The organism is Streptomyces sp. NPDC059649 (genome assembly GCF_042734445.1).
Classification (GTDB): domain Bacteria; phylum Actinomycetota; class Actinomycetes; order Streptomycetales; family Streptomycetaceae; genus Streptomyces.
In genome coordinates this window covers 25537-33950 of the sequence record NZ_JBHWDV010000063.1, presented here as the reverse complement: position 1 = coordinate 33950, position 8414 = coordinate 25537, and the positions used below count along the sequence as shown (strand labels likewise).

At 70.8% G+C, this 8414-nt stretch carries 9 protein-coding genes; 1 reads left to right on the top strand and 8 read right to left on the bottom strand.

Going from position 1 to position 8414, the window contains the following annotated elements:
• The 4 genes from ACFV1J_RS35785 to ACFV1J_RS35770 all read right to left on the bottom strand — a co-directional run.
• On the bottom strand, nucleotides 1-617 hold a 617-nt coding region (locus ACFV1J_RS35785), incomplete at its 3' end, for an IS701 family transposase (protein WP_385865376.1).
• A 574-nt stretch (nucleotides 618-1191) separates the two neighbouring features.
• Nucleotides 1192-3180, bottom strand: coding sequence for a beta-galactosidase (locus tag ACFV1J_RS35780; protein WP_385865372.1), 1989 nt, complete (start codon nucleotides 3178-3180; stop codon nucleotides 1192-1194).
• A 70-nt stretch (nucleotides 3181-3250) separates the two neighbouring features.
• Nucleotides 3251-4045 (bottom strand): SDR family NAD(P)-dependent oxidoreductase, encoded by a 795-nt coding sequence (locus tag ACFV1J_RS35775; RefSeq protein ID WP_385865371.1) that lies wholly within the window; start codon nucleotides 4043-4045, stop codon nucleotides 3251-3253.
• 306 nt (nucleotides 4046-4351) lie between these two features.
• On the bottom strand, nucleotides 4352-4849 hold the full coding sequence (locus ACFV1J_RS35770) for a MarR family winged helix-turn-helix transcriptional regulator (RefSeq protein WP_030413445.1): 498 nt from the start codon (nucleotides 4847-4849) through the stop codon (nucleotides 4352-4354).
• A 179-nt stretch (nucleotides 4850-5028) separates the two neighbouring features.
• Here ACFV1J_RS35770 and ACFV1J_RS35765 point away from each other — a divergent pair, with 179 nt between their 5' ends.
• Nucleotides 5029-5850, top strand: coding sequence for a trans-aconitate 2-methyltransferase (locus ACFV1J_RS35765; protein ID WP_385865368.1), 822 nt, complete (start codon nucleotides 5029-5031; stop codon nucleotides 5848-5850).
• Nucleotides 5851-5942: 92 nt separating this feature from the next.
• Here ACFV1J_RS35765 and ACFV1J_RS35760 read toward each other — a convergent pair whose 3' ends face one another.
• The 4 genes from ACFV1J_RS35760 to ACFV1J_RS35745 are packed head-to-tail and all read right to left on the bottom strand — an operon-like array spanning nucleotide 5943 to nucleotide 8202.
• Nucleotides 5943-6191 (bottom strand): type II toxin-antitoxin system RelE/ParE family toxin, encoded by a 249-nt coding sequence (locus ACFV1J_RS35760; protein WP_385865367.1) that lies wholly within the window; start codon nucleotides 6189-6191, stop codon nucleotides 5943-5945.
• The gene (locus tag ACFV1J_RS35755) at nucleotides 6188-6439 is read right to left on the bottom strand and encodes a type II toxin-antitoxin system Phd/YefM family antitoxin (protein ID WP_385865365.1); all 252 of its coding nucleotides are present in this window, start codon (nucleotides 6437-6439) and stop codon (nucleotides 6188-6190) included. The genes ACFV1J_RS35760 and ACFV1J_RS35755 overlap by 4 nt, the downstream gene beginning before the upstream one ends.
• A gap of 41 nt (nucleotides 6440-6480) precedes the next feature.
• Nucleotides 6481-7170, bottom strand: a complete 690-nt coding sequence (locus tag ACFV1J_RS35750) for a TetR family transcriptional regulator (RefSeq protein ID WP_385865364.1) — start codon at nucleotides 7168-7170, stop codon at nucleotides 6481-6483.
• Nucleotides 7171-7206: 36 nt separating this feature from the next.
• Nucleotides 7207-8202 (bottom strand): acyl-CoA desaturase, encoded by a 996-nt coding sequence (locus tag ACFV1J_RS35745; protein ID WP_385865362.1) that lies wholly within the window; start codon nucleotides 8200-8202, stop codon nucleotides 7207-7209.
• Between the last annotated feature and the right edge of the window lie 212 nt (nucleotides 8203-8414).

Here is an 8414-nt window from a genome sequence, read left to right as displayed (position 1 = left end):
GACCGAAAATGGTGGACTTGTCCGTAGGCTTCGTCGGTGGTGACCCAGGCGAAGGGCACGGCCGCGTCCAGGGCGCGTTGCAGCATCCACTTCAGATGCTCGATCTTCGTGGCGAACGGCACCTCGTCGCCGATCTTGGCCGCCCGGCACCGGGCACGATCGTCCGTCCAGGACGCGGGCAGATACAGCTCGCGGTCGATCAACGCCCGCCCCTTGGTGGAGGCATAGGCCAAGAACGTGCCGACCTGGCAGTTCTCCCTGCGTCCGGCCGTGCCGGAGTACTGCCGCTGCACTCCGGCCGACTTGGTGCCCTTCTTCACAAAGCCGGTGTCATCGCCGATGAGGACGGCGTCCTTGGCCCCGATGGTCTCCACGACGAAGTCCCGGACGTCGTCACGGACGGCGTTCTCGTCCCACTCCGAATGGTTCAGCAGCCGCTGGACACCGTCCGGGCGGAGCTGGCCGACCTGCTCGGCCAGCGTCCAGCCGTTCTTCCTCTCCAAAGGGGCCAGCAGGCCCCGCAGATAGTCCAAAGCCCGAGCGCGTGGCTCTGACCTGCCGAAACGATGCCCGATGCGGGCATGCAAATCCGCTATCCCCTCGGACCACGACTCGATCTGCTCAACCGTCAGCGACTTCTCACACAGTCACACCAACGAGCCCCGGCCCGCACGGTTACACCACATGCGGTTGCAGTATTAGGGCGGGGCCGAACAGATCCCGTAAGGGATAGGAGCGCCCCTTGCGGGCCTCAACCCGACGAGCCGGGACGGTATTCCCGACACCGGGCGTCGCGAGACACCGCACGTCGCAAGACACTGCACGACACGAGACACCGCCACAGCGCCAAACGACAACGCCCACCCCCACTCACCCCTCCCACCCACCAACGGGAGGGGACAGACCGGAGGACGAAGTCTGTAGGGCTGTCACCGCACCCGACAAACAACCGCCCGCCGCCAGGCGCAACGGCGAACAACCCCGACGGCGGGAAAGACGGGTACATGCGGGGCGCCGCGAAGCGCGCAACGGCGAGCAAGCCCCGCGGCGGGAAAGCCAGGTACGTACAGGGCGCCGCAAAGCGCGCAACGGCGAGCAAGCCCCGCGGCGGGAAAGCCAGGTACGTACAGGGCGCCGCAAAGCGCGCAACGGCGAGCAACCAGTACGGCGCCGCAGCCGAGTACGTGGGGATCAAGGCGCAGCCACCAGCACCGCAACGCCGCGCGGTGGCAGCGTGATGCGGGTGACGGGCGGGCCGTCCGCGGCCAGCGCGTCCCGTAGAGGCGCCCGGAGAGCGATCTCGGAGGGCTCCGCGCCGTGGTTGAGGAGGAAGACGTAGCGGCGGTCGGTGGCCTCCCGGACCGTGGCCTGGATGCCGGGTGGGAGGTTCGGGAGGACGGGGGCGACGCCCGCCTCCGAGCGGACGTCGTCCATGAGGGTCCGCAGGAGCGCGGGATCGAGGCGGGTCGCGACGTACCAGGCGGCGCCCCGGCCGTAGGTGTGGCGGGTGACGGCGGGGCGGCCGGCGAGGTCGCCGTCGGTGAAGCGGGCCAGGGCCTCGGCTCCTTCGAGGTCGAGGGACTCCGACCACAGGTCCGCCCGGCCGGTGTACGCGCCGTCGCCGACGCCCACGGAGCGGCTCGTGGCCAGTGGCCAGAATTCCTCCACGCGCAGGCCCAGCAGCGCGCGGAGCGGTCCGGGATATCCGCCCGGATGGACCCGGTCGTGGGCGTCGACGATGCCGGTGAAGAACGAGACCAGCAGCCGCCCGCCGTCGCGCACGTAGTCGGCCAGCCGCTCCGCGTCCTGTTCGGTCAGCAGGTAGAGGTTGGGGACGAGGACCAGGCGGTAGCCGGTCAGGTCGCGTCGGGGCGGGAGCACGTCGCAGGCCACGCCGGCCTCGAACAGCGGCCTGTAGTGGTCCAGCGCGATCCGGGAGTGGTCCAGTGCGGTGGACGGTTTGGAGTCCAGCTCCAGCGCCCACCAGCTGTGCCAGTCCGCCAGCAGCGCCACCTCGGCCCGGGAGCGGGTGCCCTCGATGCCGGGGACGGCCGCCAGTTCCCGTCCCAGTTCGGTCACCTCGCGGAAGATCCGGGTGCCGGTCCCGCCGTGCGGCACCATCGCCGAGTGGAACTTCTCGGCGCCGCCCAGCGACTGCCGCCACTGGAAGAACAGCACCGCGTCCGCGCCTTGGGCGACGGCCTGCCAGCTCCACAGCCGCATCGCGCCGGGCGGCTTCGGGCCGTTGCGGGGGCGCCAGTTGACCGCGCTCGGCGCCTGCTCCAGCAGCAGCCAGGGCTGCCCGGACCGTGCGGAGCGCATCAGGTCGAAGACGTAGCCGGCCCGGACGTGGTCGTCGGCGGCGTACGGGTCCTGGTAGAAGTCCAGCGCCATCGCGTCCATATGGGGGGCCCAGGCGAACGCGTCCACCGGTTTGTGCTGCGGCATCAGGTTGGTGGTGACCGGGACGTCGGGGGTGCGGCGGTCCAGGACCGCCTTCTCGGCCAGGTAGCAGGCGCGCAGCGCCTCGTCGCCGAACCGCAGGTAGTCCAGCTGCTGGGCGGGGTTGGGGAAGGTGGGCGCGGTGCGCGGCGGCAGCACCTCGTCGAAGTCGGAGTAGCCCTGCGACCAGAAGGCCGTCGACCAGGCGGTGTTGAGCGCATCGATGCTCTCGTAGCGGGTGCGCAGCCAGCGCCGGAAGTCCGCGGCCGACACGTCGCAGAAGCACTGCCGGGTGTGGCAGCCGTACTCGTTGCCGACGTGCCACATGGCCAGCGCCGGATGGCCCGCGTAACGGGTGGCGAGCTGCTCGACGAGGCGTACGGCGTGCGCGCGGTAGACGGGGCTGGAGGGGCAGTAGTGCTGCCGGCCGCCGGGCCAGCGGCGCTGCCCGTCCGGGCCCTCGGGCAGGATCTCGGGGTGCGCGCGGGACAGCCAGGGTGGCGGCGAGGCGGTCATCGTCGCCAGACAGACGGCGATGCCGGCGCCCGCCAGCCCGTCCATGACCCGGTCGAACCACCCGAAGTCCCATTCCCCCGGCCGGGGTTCGACCTTCGCCCAGGAGAAGATCCCGGCGGTGACCATGGTGACATGAGCCGCCTTCATCAGCTCCAGGTCCTCGGCCCACACCTCCTCGGGCCACTGCTCGGGGTTGTAGTCGCCGCCGAAATGGATGCCCATCGTCCCCCCAGGGGTCGGAGTCGGGCGGGCCGGGTCGTGGCCCGCAGCGCCCGGGACCGGATCCCGGCCGTCAGGAAGAGTTCTTGTACACGCTCCAGCCGCCGTCCACGACGAGGCTCGCCCCGGTGACGAACGACGCCTCGGGGGAGAGCAGGAAGGCGATCGCGGCGGCGATCTCCTCGGGCCGCCCCAGCCGCCGCGCGGCCGTCTCCGCGGCGGCGGCCTGCCGTTCCTCCTCGCCGATCCCGTCCCAGGCCGCGGTCAGTACGGGGCCCGGCAGCACGCTGTTGACCCGTACCTCCGGCCCGTATTCGACGGCCAGTTGGCGGCCCAGCCCGGTCAGTCCGGCCTTCGCCGCCGCGTAGGCGGGCCGGCCCGGCAGTCCCACCAGGGCGTGCACGGACGAGGTCAGCACCACCGCGCCGTGCCGCTCGCGCAGGTCGGCGAGGGCGGCCCGGACGCCGAGGAACGACCCGGTCAGGTTCACCGCGAGCTGCCGCTCCCAGTCGGCGAGCGGGGTGCGGTCGGCCGGCGCCACGTACGGCAGGTAGGCGTTGCTCACCAGGCCGTCCACCGGGCCGTAGCGGCGCCGCGCGGCCTCGACTGCCCGCTGCCAGTCGGCCTCGCCCGCCACGTCGCCGTGCTCGAACGAGGCCCGGCCGCCGGCCGCACGGATCCGCCGGGCGAGGTGCTCGCCGCGCTCGTCGTCGATGTCCAGCAGCAGCACGCCGGCGCCCTCGGCGGCCAGCCGGTCGGCGGTGGCCGCCCCGATACCGGCGGCGGCCCCGGACACCAGGACCGTACGGCCCTCGAACCGCCTGCCGTACGGGCCGCCGGGCCGGTGCCGTGTGCGCTGCTGGCTCATGGCGCGATCCAAGTGCACAACGGGAGCGGCGGGCAAGAGGACGTGGTGTGAAGGGGGCGCACGTCGAATCGGGGGGCGCGTAGAGCGGAATTACGCGCCCCCAAATATGGCGTGCGGCACCGTGTCACGCGCGGGCTGACGGTGCGTATCCGCGCATCTGCCCCCGGCCCCTGCGGCCTGTGACGACAGCGCCCGCGCCGCCGCCCCGGGAGCGCGCGCCCTCGCCCGCCCCGGAACGTTGACACCGGTGGGGCGGGGGAGGCGCCGTCGCGAGCCGGGCCGGCGCACCGGGGCGCCGGCGACCGCCTAACCCGGGATGTTGTCGAACGGCCCGGTCAGCTTCCGTAGCAGCCCGGCCAGTTCGCCGCGCTGCTGACGGGAGAGCTCGGCCAGAATGGCGCGTTCCTGTACCAGCAGTCCGGCCAGCGACTGGTCGGCCTTGTCGCGGCCCTCCGGGGTCAGCCTGACCAGCACTCCGCGCCGGTCGCTGGGGTCGGGCAGCCGCTCGACGAGGTTCTTCTTGGCGAGCCGGTCGATCCGGTTGGTCATCGTCCCCGAGGTGACCAGCGTCTGCGTCAACAGCGCCCCGGGGGAGAGCTGATACGGCGCCCCGGCCCGGCGCAGCGCCGTCAGGACGTCGAACTCCCAAGGCTCCAGGCCGACCTCGGCGAACGCGATGCGGCGGGCCCGGTCGAGATGTCTGGCCAGCCTGGAGACGCGGCTGAGGACCTCAAGTGGTTCCACGTCGAGGTCCGGGCGCTCCCGGCGCCATGCTGCGACCAGTCGGTCGACCTCGTCCTCCATGACGATCAGTGTAGAGGGTCTGTCGACATGAAGTCTCTTGACGTCGAGATATATTTCGCTGGACTATGGGGCATCGTCGGCGGAGGCTCGGTTTCCGGCCGCCACGGCCCGAACCGGACCTGCGTCACCCGACCGTGCCAGCCCTGTGCCAGCCCTGCACGACGAAAGGGTCATCGAACATGCACGACGCACCGACCTGGGATCCGCAGCAGTACCTCCGCCACTCCGGGCACCGCACCCGCCCCTTCCTCGACCTGCTCGCCCGGATACCGGAACTGCCCCGCCGGGACCGACCCGCCCGCATCGCCGACCTCGGCTGCGGCCCAGGCAACGTCACCGCCCAGCTCACCACCCGCTGGCCCGACGCGCACATCACCGGATACGACAACTCCCCCGAGATGCTCAAGGAGGCCGAGGCCCACGCCGGACCCACCCCGGGCGGCGGCCACCTCGACTTCGCCCCCGCCGACGCCGCCGACTGGACCCCCGACGAACCCTTCGACCTGATCGTCTCCAACGCGGCACTGCAATGGGTTCCCAACCACCCCGAGTCCCTGCCGCGCTGGATCGACGCCCTCACGCCCGGCGGCACCCTCGCCTTCCAGGTCCCCGGCAACTTCACCTCGCCCAGCCACGCCCTCCTGGGCGAGCTGTGCGACGCCCCCCAGTGGCGCGGACGCCTCACCACCCACGGCCGGCGCTTCGTCCACATCCTCGAACCCGCCGCATACCTGGAACGCCTCACCGACCTCGGCTGCGGCGCCGACGTCTGGGAAACCACCTACGTCCAGCTCCTGCAGGGCGACGACCCGGTCCTCGACTGGGTCAAGGGCACCGCCCTGCGCCCCGTCCTGACCGCCCTGGAGGACGACCCCCGGGCGCGCGACTCATTCCTCGCCGAATACCGCGACGCCCTCCGCAAGGCCTACCCCACCGGCCCCCACGGCACCGTCTTCCCCTTCCGCCGCATCTTCGCCGTGGCCCGGAAGCCAGCGGCCTGACCCGGGCCCCGTGCACACCGGCCTCGGACACACCAGCTCGCCCGCCTGCCTGGGGAGGCACGGCAAGCCCGCTGGTTCGGGGCCGGCACGGCTCAGGGGGTGCGGCCCGGGTGCGTGACCAGGATGCGGATGACTTCGTCGTCGATCAGGTAAAGGACGCGGTAATTGCCGACGCGGAGACGGCGGGTACGGGGGCCGTAGGCGGCGGACGTGGAGGGGCGGGGAACCTTGGCGAGCGTGTCGACGGCCTCGTACACGGCTGCCAGACCCGCCGGGTCTTCCTTGAGGAACCTCACGGCCGCGTTCGTGGCGCTTGGTTCCCAGATGATGCGGTAGGTCACGGACGCAGCCCCAGCGTCCGACCGACCTCTTCGTGCGGGATGCCCTCTCCGAGCGTGCCCTCGGCCTTGCGCCGTTCGTAGTCGGAAACGGCCAAAGCGTCTTCGAGATCCTCTATCACCTGAGGCGAGACAAGGAGTGCCGCCACGTGCCCGTGGTCGGTCAGGGCGATCGTCTCGCGGCCGTGGGCCGCCCGGCGGACCAGATCGCCAAGCTGGGAGCGGGCAGAGCTGATCGTGATCTCAGTCATGCGCAGAGGATCCCACAAGGTTAATCTTGTGCGCAATAAGCTTAGTTCTTCCGGTGCCCTATCAACCGAGGCTTCTGCTCCAGCCCGTCCAGGCCGTGCCAGGCCAGGTTGACCAGATGGGCGGCGACCTCGGCCTTCTTCGGCTTGCGGACGTCGAGCCACCACTGGCCGGTCAGGGCGACCATGCCGACCAGCGCCTGGGCGTAGAGCGGGGCCAGCTTCGGGTCGAAGCCGCGCGCCTTGAACTCCAGGCCGAGGATGTCCTCGACCTGCGTGGCGATATCGCTGATCAGCGAAGCGAAGGTGCCCGTCGACTGGGCGACCGGCGAATCGCGGACCAGGATGCGGAAACCGTCGGTGTACGTCTCGATGTAGTCGAGCAGCGCGAACGCGGCCTGCTCGAGGAGCTCACGGGGATGGCCGGCGGTCAGCGCGCCGGTCACCATGTCCAGCAGCTGACGCATCTCGCGGTCCACCACCACCGCGTAGAGCCCCTCCTTGCCGCCGAAGTGCTCGTAGACCACCGGCTTGGAGACCCCTGCCTTCGCGGCGATCTCCTCCACCGACGTGCCCTCGAAGCCGCGCTCGGCGAAGAGCGTGCGACCGATGTCCAGCAGCTGCTCACGGCGCTCCGCACCGGTCATCCGGACCCTGCGCGTCCGCCGCGGGCCCGCGGCGGCGGAAGGCTTGCTCTTGCTGCTGCTCGTACTGCTGCTGTCGTCGATCGCCACGCGTCAATGATGCCCTTCCCCCGTCACCGCCATGGGTTACCCCATAGCGGCGGTCTCCTTGCGTCGGGCATCGATGCGCGACGCGTCCGGCCAGCGCACGTCGTACGCCCAGCCCGCCTTCTCGAACCAGCGGATCAGCCGGGCGCTGGAGTCCAGCTGCCCCTTCAGCACGCCGTGCCGGGCGCACGTCGGATCCGCGTGGTGCAGGTTGTGCCACGACTCCCCGCAGGACAGCACCGCCAGCCACCACACGTTGCCGGAACGGTCGCGGGACTTGAACGGGCGCTTGCCCACCGCGTGACAGATGGAGTTGATCGACCACGTCACGTGATGCAGCAGCGCGACCCGGACCAGCGAACCCCAGAAGAACGCGGTGGCCGCACCCTGCCACGAGAACGTCACCAGCCCGCCCACCAGTGGCGGGATCAGCAGCGAGAGCGTCGTCCACAGCACGAACTGCCGGGAGATGTTCCGGATCGTGTCGTCCTTGATCAGATCCGGCGCGTACTTGTGCTGCGGCGTCTGCTCCTCGTCGAACATCCAGCCGATGTGCGCCCACCACAGGCCCTTCATCAGGGCCGGCACCGTCTCACCGAACCGCCACGGAGAGTGCGGATCACCCTCCGCGTCGGAAAACTTGTGGTGCTTGCGGTGATCCGCCACCCAGCGGACCAGCGGCCCCTCCACCGCCAGCGACCCCATGATCGCCAGCGCGATCCGCAACGGACGCTTCGCCTTGAACGCCCCATGGGTGAAATACCGGTGGAAACCGATCGTGATGCCATGGCAGCCGATGAAATACATCGCCGTCATCAGCGCCAGATCCAGCCAGCTCACCCCCCACCCCCAGGCCAGCGGCACCGAGGCGACCAGCGCCACGAACGGAACGGTGATGAACAACAGCAGCGTGATCTGTTCGAGCGACCGGCGCTGCTCGCCGCCCAGCGTCGCGGACGGCAACGGGCCACCGGTCCGCCCGGTCGAATCGGCGGAAATCGGTGGATCTTCTACAGCTTCAGGACCAGCGGTCATGGTGTCCCTCGTCGGGGGCTCGGGGGCACGGCTACGGCCTACGGAACCGTAACCTACGGTCTCGTAAGTATGGCAGCGACACCGCCTCGGGCAAGGCCGTGACAGGGCCCACACCACCACCTCCCCCCACGGATGCCCACCCATCGGACGGTGTGATCCGCCGACAGTGGGCAGTCCTATCCTGGGGACGTCGGACAGCGCGGTCCGCAACC